Source organism: Nocardioides segetis (assembly GCF_051390595.1).
In the GTDB taxonomy this organism is placed as follows: Bacteria; Actinomycetota; Actinomycetes; order Propionibacteriales; family Nocardioidaceae; genus Nocardioides.
The window spans coordinates 346,921-363,329 of sequence record NZ_JBNINR010000003.1 but is presented as its reverse complement, the minus strand read 5'-3'; the positions used below and the strand labels follow the sequence as shown (position 1 = coordinate 363,329).

General features: G+C 74.6%; 13 protein-coding genes. 12 read left to right on the top strand and 1 reads right to left on the bottom strand.

The annotated features are described in order from the left end of the window. Positions 1–18: 18 nt before the first annotated feature. The 8 genes from ACPZVR_RS07965 to ACPZVR_RS07930 all read left to right on the top strand — a co-directional run bounded on the left by ACPZVR_RS07965 (position 19) and on the right by ACPZVR_RS07930 (position 10,960). Positions 19–522 carry a DUF3180 domain-containing protein gene (locus tag ACPZVR_RS07965; protein ID WP_436699040.1) on the top strand — a complete coding sequence of 168 codons (504 nt, stop codon included), beginning with the start codon at positions 19–21 and terminating at the stop codon, positions 520–522. A 100-nt stretch (positions 523–622) separates the two neighbouring features. Then, positions 623–1,219 carry a hypothetical protein gene (locus ACPZVR_RS07960; RefSeq protein ID WP_436699039.1) on the top strand — a complete coding sequence of 199 codons (597 nt, stop codon included), beginning with the start codon at positions 623–625 and terminating at the stop codon, positions 1,217–1,219. Between the two features lie 94 nt (positions 1,220–1,313). Then, positions 1,314–4,955, top strand: coding sequence for a bifunctional glycosyltransferase/CDP-glycerol:glycerophosphate glycerophosphotransferase (locus ACPZVR_RS07955; protein WP_436699038.1), 3,642 nt, complete (start codon positions 1,314–1,316; stop codon positions 4,953–4,955). A gap of 40 nt (positions 4,956–4,995) precedes the next feature. Beyond that, positions 4,996–6,180 carry a hypothetical protein gene (locus ACPZVR_RS07950; RefSeq protein ID WP_436699037.1) on the top strand — a complete coding sequence of 395 codons (1,185 nt, stop codon included), beginning with the start codon at positions 4,996–4,998 and terminating at the stop codon, positions 6,178–6,180. A gap of 43 nt (positions 6,181–6,223) precedes the next feature. Next, entirely contained in the window at positions 6,224–7,072 is an 849-nt protein-coding gene (locus ACPZVR_RS07945) for a hypothetical protein (protein ID WP_436699036.1), read from the top strand. Continuing rightward, entirely contained in the window at positions 7,069–8,322 is a 1,254-nt protein-coding gene (locus tag ACPZVR_RS07940; protein WP_436699035.1) for a hypothetical protein, read from the top strand. Before ACPZVR_RS07945 ends, ACPZVR_RS07940 begins: the two co-directional genes overlap by 4 nt. Beyond that, positions 8,319–9,491 (top strand): hypothetical protein, encoded by a 1,173-nt coding sequence (locus ACPZVR_RS07935; protein WP_436699034.1) that lies wholly within the window; start codon positions 8,319–8,321, stop codon positions 9,489–9,491. The genes ACPZVR_RS07940 and ACPZVR_RS07935 overlap by 4 nt, the downstream gene beginning before the upstream one ends. 71 nt (positions 9,492–9,562) lie before the next feature. Next, positions 9,563–10,960 (top strand): SDR family NAD(P)-dependent oxidoreductase, encoded by a 1,398-nt coding sequence (locus ACPZVR_RS07930; protein ID WP_436699033.1) that lies wholly within the window; start codon positions 9,563–9,565, stop codon positions 10,958–10,960. Positions 10,961–11,051: 91 nt separating this feature from the next. Here ACPZVR_RS07930 and ACPZVR_RS07925 read toward each other — a convergent pair whose 3' ends face one another. Next, a complete protein-coding gene (locus tag ACPZVR_RS07925) occupies positions 11,052–12,173 on the bottom strand; it encodes a hypothetical protein (RefSeq protein ID WP_436699032.1) in 1,122 nt (373 codons plus the stop codon). 201 nt (positions 12,174–12,374) lie between these two features. Between ACPZVR_RS07925 and ACPZVR_RS07920 the strand changes: the two genes are divergently transcribed. From ACPZVR_RS07920 to panD, 4 genes are all read left to right on the top strand, one after another. Continuing rightward, the gene (locus tag ACPZVR_RS07920; protein ID WP_436699031.1) at positions 12,375–13,991 is read left to right on the top strand and encodes a glycosyltransferase family 61 protein; all 1,617 of its coding nucleotides are present in this window, start codon (positions 12,375–12,377) and stop codon (positions 13,989–13,991) included. Positions 13,992–14,180: 189 nt separating this feature from the next. Continuing rightward, positions 14,181–15,092, top strand: coding sequence for a Rossmann-like and DUF2520 domain-containing protein (locus ACPZVR_RS07915; RefSeq protein ID WP_436699030.1), 912 nt, complete (start codon positions 14,181–14,183; stop codon positions 15,090–15,092). Then, complete coding sequence (gene panC / locus ACPZVR_RS07910) at positions 15,089–15,967, top strand: pantoate--beta-alanine ligase (RefSeq protein WP_436699029.1); 879 nt, start codon at positions 15,089–15,091, stop codon at positions 15,965–15,967. The genes ACPZVR_RS07915 and panC overlap by 4 nt, the downstream gene beginning before the upstream one ends. Before the next feature lie 17 nt (positions 15,968–15,984). Next, the gene (gene panD / locus ACPZVR_RS07905; protein ID WP_436699028.1) at positions 15,985–16,404 is read left to right on the top strand and encodes an aspartate 1-decarboxylase; all 420 of its coding nucleotides are present in this window, start codon (positions 15,985–15,987) and stop codon (positions 16,402–16,404) included. The last annotated feature ends 5 nt before the right edge of the window (positions 16,405–16,409 follow it).

The window sequence follows — 16,409 nt, the reverse complement described above, 5'->3', positions numbered from 1 at the left end:
CCTCCGAGTGATCCGCGCGTGAGCCGCGACCCGATCCCGCGGTCCGAGGAGCCCGAGCAGCCCTCGGGCCCGTCGCCCGACGGCCTGCGGCCGACGGGACTGCCCACCCTGCTGGCCTGGACGGCGGTCGGACTGGTCGGAGGCTGGGGTCTTCACCCGCTGTGCGAGCGGTTGGGTGTCGTTCCTCCGCTGGTGTCGGCGGCCCAACCGCTCGCGCTGCTGCTGCTCGCCGCGATCCTGGGCTACGTCGCCTGGGTGACCCATCGCGCGGTGCACGTGCGCCGGGAGCGGCTCGAGTCGCACCAGGCCGTCAACCGGCTGGTGCTGGCCCGCGCCAGCGCCCTCGTCGCCGCGCTGGTCACCGGCGGGTACGTCGGCTACGCGCTCTCGTGGGTCGGCGACCCCGCCGAGCTCGCCGACGAGCGCCTGGTCCGGGCACTCGTCGCGGCCGGGTGCGCGCTGGCCGCGGTCGTGGCCGGTCTGTTCCTGGAGCGGGCGTGCCGGGTCCACGACGCTCAGTGAGCACCGGGCGGGGTACGACGCGACCACCTGTGACGGTTGGGACGGGTGTGACAAGCGTGTCTGCCGCGTCCGCGCCGTTTCGAGGCCTACCGTGCAGAGCATGACTTCCCCTGTCATGTCCGGCAGCCGCCGTCGTCAGCGGTCGACCCGCGTCCTGGTCGCCGTCCTGCTCCTCGTGCTCGCGGCGCTCGCCGTCGCCGGCACGGCCGTGACCGGGTCCTGGGTCCTGGTCACCATCGCCGCGGTCGGCGCCGTCCTGCTGGGCGCGGCCGCGGTGAAGATCACCCACGCCGAGCTCCTGGACTCCCGTCAGGAGGCCGCCCGCGACCGCGCCGCGCAGGCGCGCGCCTACGCCGACCTGACCGAGGTCCGCACCGCGGAGAACGTCGAGTTCGCCGCCGACATGACCGGCAAGGTCGCCAAGCGCGACGCCACCATCACCCGTCTGGAGAAGCGCCTCGGCGACGCCGCCGCCGAGCTGGCCGACGCCCGGCGCGAGCTGGCCGAGGCCGGCGAGCGCGCCGAGGAGGCCCAGCGCACGGCGGACCGCCTCGCCCAGCGACTGGCCGACGCGGAGGAGCGGGCCGGACAGGCCGTGGTCCGGGTCGCGGAGCTCGAGGCCGAGCTCGACGTCCTCACCGCCCAGATCCACGCGCTCGAGGCGCAGGCGCGCAGCCAGGCCCGCCGTCCGGCCTGACCCCGCCTGACCCTCCCGTCGCCCAGGGCGCTGGGTAGCATCGGGCGACCCTGAGTGGTCATCCGCTCGCCGACCCGGAAGGACGCTGCTGCCCGTGGCCCTCGACCGCGCCCGCGCCCAGCAGGGCCTGATTCGGATCGCCAAGGCAGGGCCGGGGAGGCTGCGGGGCCCCCTCGGGCGGGCCACGCGGCGCTTCCGCGGTGAGTTCTCCGGGCCGCTGGTCACCGTGGTGCTGCCCGTCAGCGACGACGACACGACGCGGATCGGCACGTGCCTGGACTCGCTGAAGGTCCAGACCCACCGCAACCTCGAGGTGCTCGTCGTCCGGTTCGGGCGCCACGACCGGGTCACCGCCACCGTCCGGGAGCACGCCGCGCACGACTGGCGCATCAAGACCCGGGTCCGGGTCGAGAGGTCCCTGGCCGCGGCCCGCAACGCCGGTGTCGCCGCCGCCTCCGGCGACCTGGTCGTGGTCGTGACGAACGCCGGCGACGACTTCGTCCACACCGGCATCGAACGGCTCGTCGAGGCCCACCAGCGCTCGGGATCGCCCGTCGTGGTCGGCGCGATGCGCGAGCCCGACATCGCCGGCTGGATCCCCGACTCGGCGTACGACGCCGCCCACCACACGCCGGTCCGCGCCACCACGCTCGCCGCCACGCCGGTCGCGGTCACCGATCTCGGCCTGGGCAACAAGCTGTTCACGCGGACGGCCTGGCGGCAGACCGGCCTGCGCTTCACCGACGAGTTCCCCGACGGTGCCGACGTCGCCCTCGGGCTGCTCGAGCGGGCCTCGTCCTTCGACCTGCTGGCCGACTTCACCTACATCCCGACCGACCGCCGCGACGGCGTGCAGGTCGGCACGGTGCCCGACGTGCTGAGCGGGCTGGCCGGGTGGATCGAGCGCAACGACCACACCTGGCACCGGGTCGAGGCGCTCGGGCTCCCCGAGGTCCGCGAGTGGTTCCTGTGGGGCGTGCTCGACACCGCGGTGCAGCCGCTGATCGCCGACGTCGAGCGCGCCGACGAGCACCAGTGGCAGACCCTGCGCGACCACGTCGCGATGCTGCTCGACGCCGCCGACGAGCAGGTCTGGGCGCGTCTGGCCGCCGAGGCACGCGTCAAGCTCTGGCTGCTGCGGCACGACCACCGTCGCGCTCTCGAGGACTTCCTCGGCGCCCGGCTGTTCACCCGGGGCAACCGGCCCACCGAGGTCCGCGACGGCAAGGTCTTCGCCCTGCTGCCGCACCACGACGACACCGAGCTCGCGATCCCGCCCGAGCTCTTCGAGATGACGGCCGACGAGACCCGGTTCCGGGCGATGCTGCGTGAGGCCCGCTGGGTCGACGCCACCACGCTGGAGCTCACCGTCTTCGCGGCCATCGACTTCGTCCACATGACCGGTACCCCCGAGATCGCGTGCGCGCTGGTCGACCGCGCCACCGGCCGCCGGATCGCGCTGGGGATCCGGCAGTTCCGCGACGCCCGCGCCAACCAGGCGCTGCGCCGTCACCAGGACTTCTCCTGGGGCGCGTTCGACGCCGTCGTCCCGGTCGCCGACGTCGTCGCCGCGAGCGCCGCCGGCCCCGCCGGCCCCGACGGCCCGCGGCGACCGGACGGCACCGCCACCTGGGTCCTCGAGGTCGACATCGACGTCGACGGCGTCCGCCGCTCCGGTGCGGTGCCGCTCATCGACGAGCAGGCGTCCGCCGGGTTCATCGGCCGCGACCACCTCGCGCCCCGCCCGGTCGCGGGCTCGGTCGTGGCCTTCAACCCGCGCTCGGACGTCGTCGGCCTGCGCGTCCGCCCGGACCGTGATCCCCGGCTGCGCTCGCTCGAGGTCGAGGGTCGCAGCGTCTCCGGGGTCCTCGACCAGCCCCCGGACAGCGCGGGCCGGACGCCGATCACCGGCCTGCGGGTCGTCCAGGGCACCCAGCAGGTGCGGGCCACGACCACGCCCGCGCCCGACGGAGGCCTCGCGTTCCGGCTGCAGCTCCCCGCGGCCTGGACCGGGCAGCGTCGCTGGCAGGTGCACGCCCTCACCGCCGACGGGCGCGAGCTGCCGCTCGGCTGGCCCGCGGCCGCGCCCCAGTGGCTCGGCGTCGGCGCCGGCGAGGTCGTCGGCTCCCGCACGGCGTCGGGCGACACCGAGCTCTACGAGACCGCCGGCACCCTGGTGGTCGACGACCTGGTGGTCGAGGGCCTGCGGCTCGAGGTGTCCGGCCATTGGCTCGGCGCCCCGGCCCCCGACGCGGCCCGCCTCGTCCTGCTCACGCAGGTCGGTGGCACCGAGGTCCTCGCCACCGACCTGCTGCCCGGCAGCGCGCCGGGCGAGGTGCGCGCGAGCGTCGAGCTCACCACCGACCGGTGGGGGCTCGGTGCCCGTCCGCTCGCCCCGGGCTGGCTCTGGCTCGCCGTCGCCGACGGGTCCACGACCACCCGCGCCCTCCTCGGTGAACGCGCCATCGACCGGCTCCACCACTTCATGGTCGGCACCGGCCACCGCAGCTACTCCGCGCGCGTCGTGCAGGAAGGACGCGTCGCCGGCGTCGAGCTGCTCCCGCCGGTGCCGGTCGAGGAGCGCGTCCCCTACGGCCAGACCCGGCTCCAGGAGTGGTACGCCGCCGGCGACATCCCGCTCGAGCCGGGATCGGTGTACTTCCAGTCCTATGTCGGTGCCTCCGCCACCGACAGCCAGCTCGCCCTGCACGAGCACCTGCGGCGCACCCGCCCCGACCTGACGCTCTACTGGGGGGTGGCCTCGGCCGCCTCGTGGGTGCCCGAGGGCGGCGTCCCGGTCGTGATGACGACCCGCGAGTGGTACCGCGTCCTGGCCGCCGCCGGCAGCCTGTGCATGAACATCGACCCGGAGCGTTGGTTCCGCAAGCGTCCCGGCCAGCGGCTGCTGCAGACCTTCCACGGCTACCCGTCGAAGTCGATGGGCATCCGGATGTGGGACGCCAAGCACTACCCGCCGCGCCGGATCGAGCTGGAGCTGGCGCGCACGTCGCGGCAGTGGGACCTGATCCTCACGCCCCACCCCGACATGGACCAGTACTACCGTCGCGAGTACGCCTACGACGGGCCGATCCACAGCCTGGGCTATCCGCGCGACGACGTCCTCGTGGGTGAGCGCGCGAGCGCCGTGCGGGAGGACGTCCGTCGGCGGCTCGGCATCGCGCCGCACCAGAAGGCCGTCCTCTACGCGCCGACCTGGCGCGACGACCAGGCCACGAACTGGCGGGCCGCGGACGCCGTCCACCATCTCGACGTCGCCTCGGCCGCCCGCGCGCTGGGACCCGACTACGTCCTCCTGCTGCGCGGCCACCGGTTCCACAACCCGGCGGGCGACGCGGGCGACCGGGCGACCCGGTTCCTCGACGTCACCGAGTATCCCGAGATCAACGACCTGATCCTCGCCGCCGACGCCGCGGTCCTCGACTACTCCTCGCTGCGCTTCGACTTCGCGCTGACCCGGCGGCCGATGATCTTCCTGGTCCCCGACCTCGACACGTACGTCGGCGGTGTGCGCGGCTTCCTCTACGACTACGTCCCCACCGCTCCCGGGCCGCACGTCGACACCGCCGACGAGGTGGTCGACCTGCTCCGCGACCTCGACGGTCTCCGGCACCGGTACGCCGAGGCGACGGAGACCTTCCACCAGCGGTTCAACAGGTTCATGGACGGCCACGCCGCGGAGCGGGTCGCGGCCGCCTTCTTCCAGGACCCGGCCTAGGATCAGGGTTTCCCGACCGATCGAAGGAGTTGTCCGCGCGATGCGCTCTGTGGCACTGCCCGACGCCCTGCCGGACGGCTCGCGGTTCATCCACATCGGCCTGCCCAAGACCGGGACGACGGCGCTGCAGGGCGCTCTCGACCGCGCCCGGCCCCGGCTGGAGGAGCTCGGCGCGCACAACGTCGGCAGGGGCCGGCACGAGATGCGGGTCGGCCAGGTCGCGGCCGACGGTCTCGCCGAGTTCTGGCAGGGCAGCTGGGAGGAGCGCTGGCAGGAGCTGGCGCGGGACTTCCGCTCCTCGACCGCGCGCTGCACCTTCTGGTCGAGCGAGTCGCTGAGCCACGCGAAGGGGGAGCGGGTCGCCTATCTCGCCGAGCAGCTGGGCGCCGACACCCATGTCGTCGTCACGCTGCGCCCCCTCGCGCCCCTCATGGTGTCGCAGTGGCAGCAGTGGCTGCGCCGGCGCGGCGTGCAGTCCCTCGAGGAGTGGGCGACCAGCCAGTTCGAGGCGGTCTCGGTCGGCGGCGAGGTGAGCGTCGACTACGTGCGCTTCGCCCCGATGCTGCACCGGTTCAGCCTGCGCCGGATCGTCGAGGAGTGGGGACCGGTCTTCGGTGAGGACCGGATCGTCCTCGTCGTCCCCGACGCGCTGGACCGGGCGCGGACCCTCCGGGTCTTCGAGCGGTTGATGGGCGTGCCCGAGGTGCTCGAGGCGGTGCCGGAGGGCAACGCCTCGCTGCCCTATCCGGAGGCCGAGATGCTGCGGCAGTTCAACCGCGCCTACACCGACCACGGCGGCGACCACGCCACGTGGATGGAGGCGATCGGCGTGCTGGCCCGGGTCCCGCTGCGCGACTACACCAACACCCTCACGCCCCAGCCGATCCGTGCGCCGCGCTGGGTGGCCGAGCGCGCCAACGAGTACGCCGCGGCGTGGAACTCCGTCGTCGAGGCCTCGGGCGTGACCGTGGTCGGCGACCTCGCCGACCTCCTGGTCGACCCCGCGGACTACGCCGAGGAGGTCGCCGTGCCGACGGCCGTCGACGTGGCGAGCGCCGGTCGGCTGATGGACGTCGTCTTCACCGCGGCGCTCGAGCACGCCTCCCGCCGACACGCCGCGGCGGCGGCGCCGACGGCGGCAGCGACCGACCTGACGACCTACGGCGGCCGGCAGCTGCTCGGCGAGCTCGGCCGTCGGGCCCGGCGACGGGTGATCCGCCGATGAGCCACCCCACGAGACTCCCCAGGACGACCCCGCGGGGACCCCGATGAGCCTGCTGCACGTGCCCGACGCCGCCGGCGGGATGAATGCCTTCGCCGTGCCGACCTGGTGGGCCTCGCTCGAGGACGAGCGGGTGACCCGGGACGAGGACGAGCGGCCGGACGTGACCGTCGTCGACGTCGCCGAGCTGCCCGGCGACCGGACGCTGCTCGTCGTCGGGGCCGTGGCCGAGCTGCTGTCCGACCCGACGCCCGACGGGCTCGCGGCGTGGGTCGACGAGGTCCGCGCGATCCACGCCGCCGCCACGGCACCGGTGCACCTCGCGGTCTCGCTCGACGAGGTCACCTCCCTCGAGCAGCTGCTGACCCTCGCGGCCGGTCGTCGCTGGCCCGCCTTCGACGTCGCCGCCGCGGCCGCCCACACCGGGCAGCCGGGCGCCGACCCGATCCCGCCGCAGAGCGTGCCGGGCGGCCAGGACGCCGCCCGCGCGTACGCCGACGCCCTCGTCGCGCAGGTCGAGGTGCTGCTGCCCCCGTCCTGGCAGACCGCCGCCGACGGTGCCGCCGACGCGACCGCCTGCATCAGCCGGGCCCTCGACACCGACGCCGAGGTCGGCCCGGCGCAGGCGCGCGCGCTGCGTGCGGCCTGCCGCTCCGCCCTCGCCGACCTGGAGGCCGACGGCGTCACCATCAGCGGCCCCCGTGACGCGCTGCTCTGGCCGGTCCCCGCCGAGCGGGGCCTGGTCCCGATCGACGTCGCCGCCGACGCGGCGCTCGAGGTGATGCTCGCCGTGCTCGAGCGTCCGGTCGACCTCGCGCCGGACCGGCCGGTCGTCGTACCCCTGGAGGAGCTGCCGGCCCGCGCCCTCCTCGCGCGGCTGGGGGGCGGCCGATGAGCCACCCGGCGCGCACCGCACCCCTCGCCGACGGCACCACGCTCGTCCACATCGGGCCCTACAAGACCGGCACCACCGCCATGCAGGGCGCATTGTGGGCCGCCCGCCCGGCCCTGGCCGACCACGGGATCCTCTATCCCGGCGAGTTGGCGCACGAGATGAACGCGTCGATGGCGGTCGCGCTCGGTCGAGTCGATCCGGGCAAGGACATCGACGCCTTCCGGCAGCGCTGGTTCGACCTGGTCGCCCGGCTCCATGCCGAGCGGCCGCGGATCGGAGTGCTCAGCAGCGAGGTCTACTGCGAGGCCACCGACGAGGGCGCGCGCACCGTGCTCGACGCCCTCGGCCCGCGCACGCACGTCGTGATCACCGTGCGACCGATCGTGCGGCTGGTCGGCTCACAGTGGCAGCAGTACGGCCAGAACGTCCCCGTTCCCCCGTACGACGCGTGGTTGCGCGCGATCCTCGACCCGGCCGCCGTCGGCGAGCCCGACGGCCCGGCGGGGGAGGGCGGCGTGACGCCGTCCTTCTGGCAGCGGCACCGCCACGACCGGCTCGTGAAGCGCTGGGTCGGCCTGGTCGGCGCCGAGCGCGTCACCGTCATCGTCGTCGACGACCGCGACCACCGCGGCCTGCCGGCCGCCTTCGAGGGCCTGCTCGGCCTCCCGGACGGGCTGCTGCGGCCTCCGGTCGACAAGACCAACCGCTCGCTGACCCATCCCGAGGCGACGCTGATGCAGACGCTCGTGGAGCGCACCTCCCGGCCCCCGTGGTCGAGCGCCGACCACGGCCGGTTCATCCGGTTCGGCGCCGCCCGCGGGCTCCAGGCCGCGCCCCCGGACCCCGACGCCGAGCGGCTGCTCACCCCGGCGTGGGCGATCGACCGCGCGCTCGAGATCGGCGCCGGGATGGCCGCGCGGATCGACGCCTCCGGTGCCCACGTCGTCGGCGACCTCGGCCTGCTCTCCGATCGCGCGCTCGCGCCCGCGGAGGGGGAGAACGCCGCGGTGAGCGCCATCGCCCCCGAGGCGGCGGCCGCGCTGGCCGCCGGCATCATCAGCAAGCTCACCGGCGTCCACCCCCGACCCGAGCACCGCGACCTCGCCGGGCCCGTCGAACGGGCCGTCTGGTCGCGTCACCGGGCCGTCGCCGAGGAGTGGGACGCCGCGCGCGACCGGGACGGCGCCCGCGTGAGCGCGGCCCGCGAGCTCGCCCGCCGGGCGCGCCGCCGGCTCGGAGGCGCATCATGACCGACGCCGCCCTGCCGGACGGGGCCAAGCTGCTCCACATCGGGATGCCGAAGACCGGCACCACCGCGCTCCAGCACTCCCTGTGGGCGGCCCGCGCACAGCTCGAGGAGCACGGCGCCCACAACGTCTCGCGCCGTGCCCACGAGCGGAAGGTCGCCATCACCGCGGCCGGCAACGTCCGCTCCTACTGGGCGGCTGAGCACGAGCGGTGGCAGGAGCTCGCCCGCGAGTTCCGCACGTCCACCGCCCGGCGCACCTTCTGGTCGAGCGAGTCGCTGTCGCTGGCCGCGCCGGAGCGGATCCGCGGGCTGCGCGAGGAGCTCGGGCCGGCGTACGTCGTGACGACGATCCGCGCGCTCGCGCCCCAGCTCGCGTCGCGCTGGCAGCAGGGTCTGCGCCGCGCCGACCCGCTGCCGCTCGACGACTGGCTCCGCGCCCGCTTCGCCGAGGAGCCGCTCGGCGGGGTCGGGGCCGGGTTCGTGCCGGGCCAGGCGCTGCGCCGGCTCAACCCGCGTCGGGTGCTCCAGGACTGGGGCGCCGTGTTCGGCGAGGAGAACCTGGTCTTCGTCGTGCTCGACCCGACCGACCACGCCTGGCTGCTGCGGGCCTTCGAGAGCCTGCTCGGCGTTCCCCCGCTGCTCGAGCCGTCGCCCTCGCGCAACCTCTCCCTGCCGCTGCCGGAGGCCGAGATGCTCCGCCACCTCGCCGCTGCGTACCGCGGCCACGGCGGCGACCTCGACGCCTGGATGGCGACCGCCGGCGACACCCGACGGATCAAGCTGCGGCCGGTCGTCGAGGCCGCCCCGCGCCACCAGACGGTGCGGGTGCCGCGCTGGGCCGCCGAGCGCGCCGACGAGTACGTCGCCGACTGGGTCGAGGCGCTGCGGTCCTCGGGCGCCCGGGTGCTGGGCGACGTGCGGCACCTGTTCAGCGATCCCGCCGCCCACCCCGTCGAGGTGGAGGTGCCCGACGTCGTCGACGTCGCGTCCGCGGGCCGGATGATGGACGCCTACTTCCGGGTCGCGCTGACCCTGCCGGCACCCGGCCCCGACCCGACACCCGGCACGACACCCGGCACGACACCCGGCCTGGCGGGCGTCGGCGGGCGGGACATCCTGCGCGAGCTGCGCCGGCGTGCCCGCGCCCGGATCCGCCGGCAGGCGCCGTAGGAGGCGGTCGGCCGCGGGACCGGGCCGACGTCGAATCCGTCGCCGGGCGGACCGCGTGGGAGACTGCGCCCATGACGAGGAATGTCGCCGTCCTGCTCGCCGGCGGTGTCGGGAGCCGGGTCGGGCTCGACATCCCGAAGCAGCTCATCAAGGTCGCGGGGAAGACCCTGCTGGAGCACACGCTGCAGGCACTGCACGACCACCCCGAGGTGGACGAGGTCGTCGTGATGATGACCCCCGGGCACACCGACGCGGTCCGCGACATCACCCGCAAGGGCGGCTACCCGAAGGTCACCGCCATCCTCGAGGGCGGTGAGACCCGCAACGACACGACACAGCGGGCCATCGACCACCTCACCGCGACCGGCGACGCCGCCGCGACCCGGATCCTGCTCCACGACGCGGTCCGCCCGCTCGTGACGCCGCGGATCATCGGCGAGTGCTTCGCCGCCCTGGGGGCGTACCCCGCCGTCGACGTCGCGATCCCGTCGGCCGACACGATCATCGAGGTCGCCGCCGACGACACCATCTCCAGCATCCCTCCGCGCGCGTCCCTGCGCCGCGGCCAGACGCCGCAGGCCTTCCGACTCGACGTGCTCGCCAAGGCCTACGAGATCGCGGCCGGCGACCCGGACTTCACCGCGACCGACGACTGCAGCGTCGTGCTGAAGTACCTCCCCGACGAGCCGATCATCGTGGTCCACGGCGACGACCGGAACATGAAGGTCACCGAGCCGATCGACGTCTACATCGCCGACAAGCTCTTCCAGCTCACCGGGATCGACCTGCCCCGCGCCCGCGACGAGGCCGGCTACCGCGCGGCGCTCGACGGCAAGACGATGGTCGTGTTCGGCGGCAGCTACGGCATCGGCGCCGACATCGCCGAGCTCGCTCGGTCCTACGGCGCCACGGTGCTCAGCTTCAGCCGCTCCACGACCGGCACCGACGTGGGCAAGCGCGCGGACATCGCCGCCGCCGCCCAGGAGGCCGTCGCCCAGGCCGGCTCGATCGACTTCGTGGTCAACACCGCCGGCGTGCTGCCGCGCGGCGAGCTCCTCGAGACGACCGAGGAGACGATCTACGCCGCGACCGACATCAACTACCTCGGCCCGATCTTCATCGCCCAGGAGTTCTACCCGCACCTCGCGGCCGCGCAGGGCTCCCTGCTGCTGTTCACGTCGAGCTCCTACACGCGGGGCCGCGGCGGCTACAGCCTCTACTCCTCCGCGAAGGCCGCCACGGTGAACCTGACCCAGGCGCTCGCCGACGAGTGGGCCGACACGGGCGTCCGGGTCAACTGCATCAACCCGGAGCGGACCGCGACCCCCATGCGCACCAAGGCCTTCGGCCCCGAGGCGCCGGGCACGCTGCTGGACTCCCAGACCGTCGCGCGCACGTCGGTCGACGTGCTCATCTCGGAGTCCTCCGGGCACGTCTACGACGTCCGCAAGGACGACCCCTTCGCCTGAGCGACTCCTCTGTCGCGACCGGACGTGCAGCTCATGGGAGCCGACCTTCGGAACAGGCCTGCGACGGTGACGCCGCTGGCGTCGTACGTCGTCACCTGAGTCGGCCGAGCAGACCGCGTCGCCCGCGGGCGGGCGCGTCCGGTGCGGGTGCGTCCGGGCGCGACGGTCCGACGGCCAGCCGGTCCGCCGCCGACGCGAGCCCCGCGGCGAACCACGCGGCCACCCCCGCGTCGACCGCCGCCGGCGGCTCCGGTGTGGTGGCGACACCCGCCACCCGCGTCGCCGCGATCGAGTCGAGATCGCCGTGCACGGGCACACCGAGCGACCGGATCCGGTCCGCCATCGCGCGGCCGATGTCGTTGGCCTGCCGGATCGCCCAGTCCGGCGTCACCAGCCCCGCCTCGCCGGCCGCCGGCACCCGCGCCTTGAGGTGGTCCTTGAGATGGCGGAACAGGCGCACGTAGTGCTCCGGGCCGAGGCCGAGGGCGACGTAGTCCTCGTTGAAGCGGCGCAGGAGCTCCGCCTCGTCCGCCGTCAGCGAGCGGTTCTCCTTCGCGTCCTGCCCGGCCAGCGTCTCCGCACTGAGCCCGAGCAGGTGCTCGAAGGTGTGCGGCAGGAAGTCGTGGTCCCGGGCGTCCAGGACGACCACATGCACCCGATCCGGGCCGAGCTGCTCGACCCAGCGGCGGACCAGCTCGTCGTGCCGGTGACGGGTCCAGAACTCCCGCGGCTCCGGCGCGGTCACGTCGGTGAGGACGACGCGCAGCCAGGCGTCGTACCCGTAGGTGCTCTGCCGCTGCAGCCCCTGCTGGTACTGCGACGACAGGATCCGGGCCAGCGGTCGCAGGGTCACCGCGACCCACAGGTCCTCGGAGCCGACCTCCTCGACGATCCGGGCGATCTGCGCGTCGGACGCGTCGGACAGGAACTCGCTGCTGAACACCCGGCGCTCGGCGCCGGCCGCGGTCAGCGCGCCCACCACGTCGTGCCACGCCCGCTCGGCCCGCAGCGGGTCCCGCCCGGGCACCGGCCGACCGGTGACGTAGCGCGCCGCCTTGGCGTCGTGCCGGCTGCGCGAGACGTATCGGACGCCCTGCCGTGCCAGCTCCGCCCGCGCTTGGTGGAACGCGCTCTGGAGCGCGGTCGTGCCGGTCTTGTGCGGGCCGACGTGCAGCAGCCGGGCCCCGGCGGGCAGGGCGGACTGCGCGGACATGGACCCGAGCCTAGAGGGGCGGCGCCCGGGACCCACCGGGGCGCCGGCCCGGGCCGCGCGTTGCTGTAACTACCTGTCCTTGCTGCTACCTGACCTGTCTACTGGTAGGGCAGAGGCACGGACAGGTAGTTACAGCAGCGCCCCCCGCCACCGGACGCCGCGGCGGGGTGTGTCGGAGGGCCGCCGGAGGTACCGTGACGCATGCGATGGGCCCGGGTCCGTCTCGCTCGTCCCTCGCGCGTCGCCGCGCGGGCCGCCGAGCTCGCCCCCGGCGACGACCCGCGCGTCGTCCTCCTCGGGCCCGGCCGGCGTTCGGTCGCCCGCGCGCTGCGGCGCCGCCTGCCCGCGGCCGCCGTGCTCGCCCCGGCGGGCGGGCCGGAGGACCAGCATGTCGCCCTCGTCGAGCACGGTCCGGTCGACCTGATCGTGGACACCTCCGTCGGGTCGCGGCTGCGTCACTTCCGGGCCTGCTTCTTCCATCTGCGCCCGGGCGGCAGCTACCTCGTCGCGGGCGGCGCCGACGAGCTCGGCCCCGAGCCCGGTCCGCTGGGGCGTGTCCTGCGCGCGGCGGCCGCCTCGGCTCCCGAGCCGCTGCGGGTGCCGAAGGTCCGGCCCCGGCTGAGCGATCGTCGTGCGCTGCGCGACCACGTCCGCGTCCGAGCCGCCGGGGACGACCTCGTCCTGGTCCACGACCTGCCCGACGTGTTCGCCGAGGTGCGGGAGGAGATGGTCAACGACCTCCTGCCGCGGCTGTCCGGCGGACACCGGGTGCTGAAGGTCCTCGACGGCGGCGTGCCGCCGCTGCCGGACGTGCGGGAGGGGCCGGTGCCCCGCACCGCGTACGCCGGCCTCGGGCTCTGCTCGGTGCCGCTGAGCCTGCGCGACTACCGCGAGGCCGTGGTCGCGCCGTACCAGCTCGTCCTCGCCGGCCGCGTCGTGCTGCCCGACAGCTTCCGCCACAACCAGAGCACCCGCCTGCGCAGCAAAGCCCTGGCCAGCGTCTCGCCCGGGCACTCGGTCCCGGTGCAGCCGCTTCCGGAGCGCGTCCCGCGCATGGACGGCACCTTCCTCCATCTCGACGACGAGGCCCGCGGGCACTTCGGGCACCTGCTCACGGAGACGCTCTCCCGGGTCTGGAGCTGGCCGGAGGCGCTGGCTCTCGATCCCGACGCGCGGGTCGTCGTCTGCGCGACCCGCAAGCGCCCGGCGCTGATGGACTACGAGCGCGAGATCTACGCCGCGTGCGGCATCCCGCGCGACCGCGTGGTCGTGGCCGAGGGACCGACCCGGGTGGAGCGGCTGCTGTCCGGGACGCCGATGCTCTGCAACCCCCACTACGTGCACCCGCGGATCGTCGAGATCTGGGACCTCGTCGGTGACCGGCTGGCGGCCGGGGTGGGGAGCCGGCCTCCGCAGGCGTGGCCGCGGCGGATCTTCGTCGGGCGACGCGGTGCCAAGCGCCGCTGTCGCAACGCGGCGGAGGTCGAGGCGCTGTTCCACGCCCACGGTTTCGAGACGGTCTACCCCGAGGACCACGGCCTCGGCGACCAGGTGCGGATGTTCCGGTCCGCGGAGGTCGTCGGGGGCTTCGGCGGCAGCGGGCTGTTCCACCTGGCCCTCGTGCCGGAGGCCAAGCGCGTCGTCGAGGTGGTCTCGGACGCCTACAGCGCGCGCAACGAGTTCCTGATCGCCGCCGTCCGGCGGCATCGGACGGTCACCGTCGTCTGTCGGGCCGAGCGCCGCGAGTTCCAGTCGCCGTTCCGCTACGACGACGCACGGGAGGGACCGGTCCTGCGCGCGGCGCTGGCCACGCTGTGAGCGGGTGAGCCTCGGTCCGGCGTGTGATGCAGGCCACCGGACCGACCCGTTCCGGGGCTCCGCGCGCAGGCGTACCGTTGTGGTGTCCCGGAACCCCGGGACGACACCACTGAGCACAACGTCCGGTACCCACACCGGCTCCGCCGCGATCGGGGGAGTGGTCGGAGGGACGGGAACGAAAGGTTCACGATGTCCCACCTCTTCCGTGTGGGTGTGGTCGGCGCCGGCCGGGTCGGCGCCGTGCTGGCCGCGGGTCTCCGCTCCAGGGGCCACTCCGTCGTCGCCGCCGCCGGCGAGTCCGACGCCTCCCGCCGCCGCGCCGCCGACCTGCTGCCCGGAGTCGCGCTGCGCAAGCCGAGCGATGTCGCGCGCGAGGCCGAGCTGCTGCTGCTCACCGTGCCCGACGACATGCTCCCCAACGTCGTGAAGGTGCTCGCGGACAGCGGCGCCCTCCACGCCGGCCAGGTCGTGGCCCACACCTCCGGCCGGCACGGTCTCGCCGTGCTCGCCCCCGCCGCGGCGGTCGGCGCCCGGGTGATCGCGCTGCACCCGGCGATGACCTTCACCGGCACCGCGGTCGACCTCGAGCGGCTGCACGGCTGCGTCTTCGGCCTGACCGCCGGACCCGCGGAGCGCGAGATCGCGGAGGCTCTCGTCGCCGACCTCGGCGGCCGCGCCACGTGGGTGCCCGAGGAGATGCGCACGCTCTACCACGCCGGCCTCGCGCACGGCGCCAACCACCTGGTCACCCTCGTCAGCGAGGCGATGGGACTGCTCGGCGCCGCCGGCGTCGACGACCCGGCCGGCACCCTGCGCCCCCTCCTCGACGCGGCCCTCGACAACGCGCTCGCCCACGGCGACGCGGCGCTGACCGGCCCGATCGTGCGCGGTGACGTCCAGACCGTCGCGGCCCACCTGAAGGACATCTCGGCCAACGCGCCCGACACCGTGCCGTCCTACGTCGCGATGGCGTGGGCCACCCTCGACCGCGCGGTCATCGACGGCCGCCTGCTCCCGATCCGCGCCCAGGCCATCGCCACCGTGCTCAGCGCGTACGGCGACCGTCGGGTCCTGCCCACGCCGCGGGTGGAGTCGGCGTGAGCACCTTGACGACCCCGGCCGTCGTGCGCAGCCGGGGCGATCTCGCCGGCCTGCGCGGGACCGGCCCGGTCGTCTTCGTGCCGACGATGGGTGCGCTCCACGAGGGTCACGCCTCGCTGCTGAGGATCGCCCGCGAGCGGGCCGGCGCCGACGGCACCGTCGTGCTCTCGATCTTCGTCAACCCGCTGCAGTTCGGCCCGGGTGAGGACCTCGACCGCTACCCGCGCACCTTCGACGACGACCTCGCGCTCGCCGCGGCCGAGGGCGTCGACGTGGTGTTCGCGCCGACCGTGCCCGAGATGTACCCCGACGGCGTACCGCACGAGGGGGTCGCCTCCGAGGCCGTGACCGTCCAGCCCGGACCGCTCGGCGACGTGCTCGAGGGCGCCAGTCGCCCCGGCCACTTCCGCGGGGTGCTCACCGTGGTGGCCAAGCTGTTCGGCCTGGTCCGTCCCGACGTGGCCGTCTTCGGCGAGAAGGACTACCAACAGCTCGCCCTGATCCGCCGGATGGCCTCCGACCTGTGTCTCGGCATCGACGTCGTCGGCGCCGAGACCGACCGCGAGCCCGACGGGCTGGCCCGCTCCAGCCGCAACCGCTATCTCGACGCCGACCAGCGCCAGCAGGCGGCGGCCCTGAGCCGGGCGCTGCGCGCCGCGCAGGAGCGGGCGTCGTACGGCGTCCCCGCGGCGCGCTGGGCGGCCATGAGTGTGATCAGGGCGGAGCCGGGTGTCGAGCTCGACTACCTCGCCCTGACCACGACGGGCCTCGGCGAGCTGCCCGACTATCCCGAGCCCGGCACCGAGGGCCGGATCCTCGTCGCGGCCCGGGTCGGCACCACCCGGCTCATCGACAACCTGCCCCTGCAGTTCTGAAACCGAGGGAGACCCCCGTGCTGCGCACCATGATGAAGAGCAAGATCCACCGCGCGACGGTCACGCAGGCCGACCTGCACTACGTCGGCTCGGTGACGGTCGACGAGGACCTGCTCGAGGCGGCCGACCTGCTGGCCGGCGAGCTGGTCCACATCGTCGACATCACCAACGGCGCCCGCCTGGAGACCTACACGATCGCAGGCGAGCGCGGCAGCGGCGTGATCGGCATCAACGGCGCCGCCGCGCGGCTCGTGCACCCCGGCGACCTCGTCATCCTCATCGGCTACGGCCAGATGACCACCGAGGAGGCCAAGGAGCACCAGCCGCACGTGGTCTTCGTCGACGCCGACAACAAGATCATGGCCACCGGGTTCGACCCCGCCGAGACGTTCGGCGACCCGAGCCTGTCCCGCGGTGACGTCACCGCGACGCACTGAGCTCG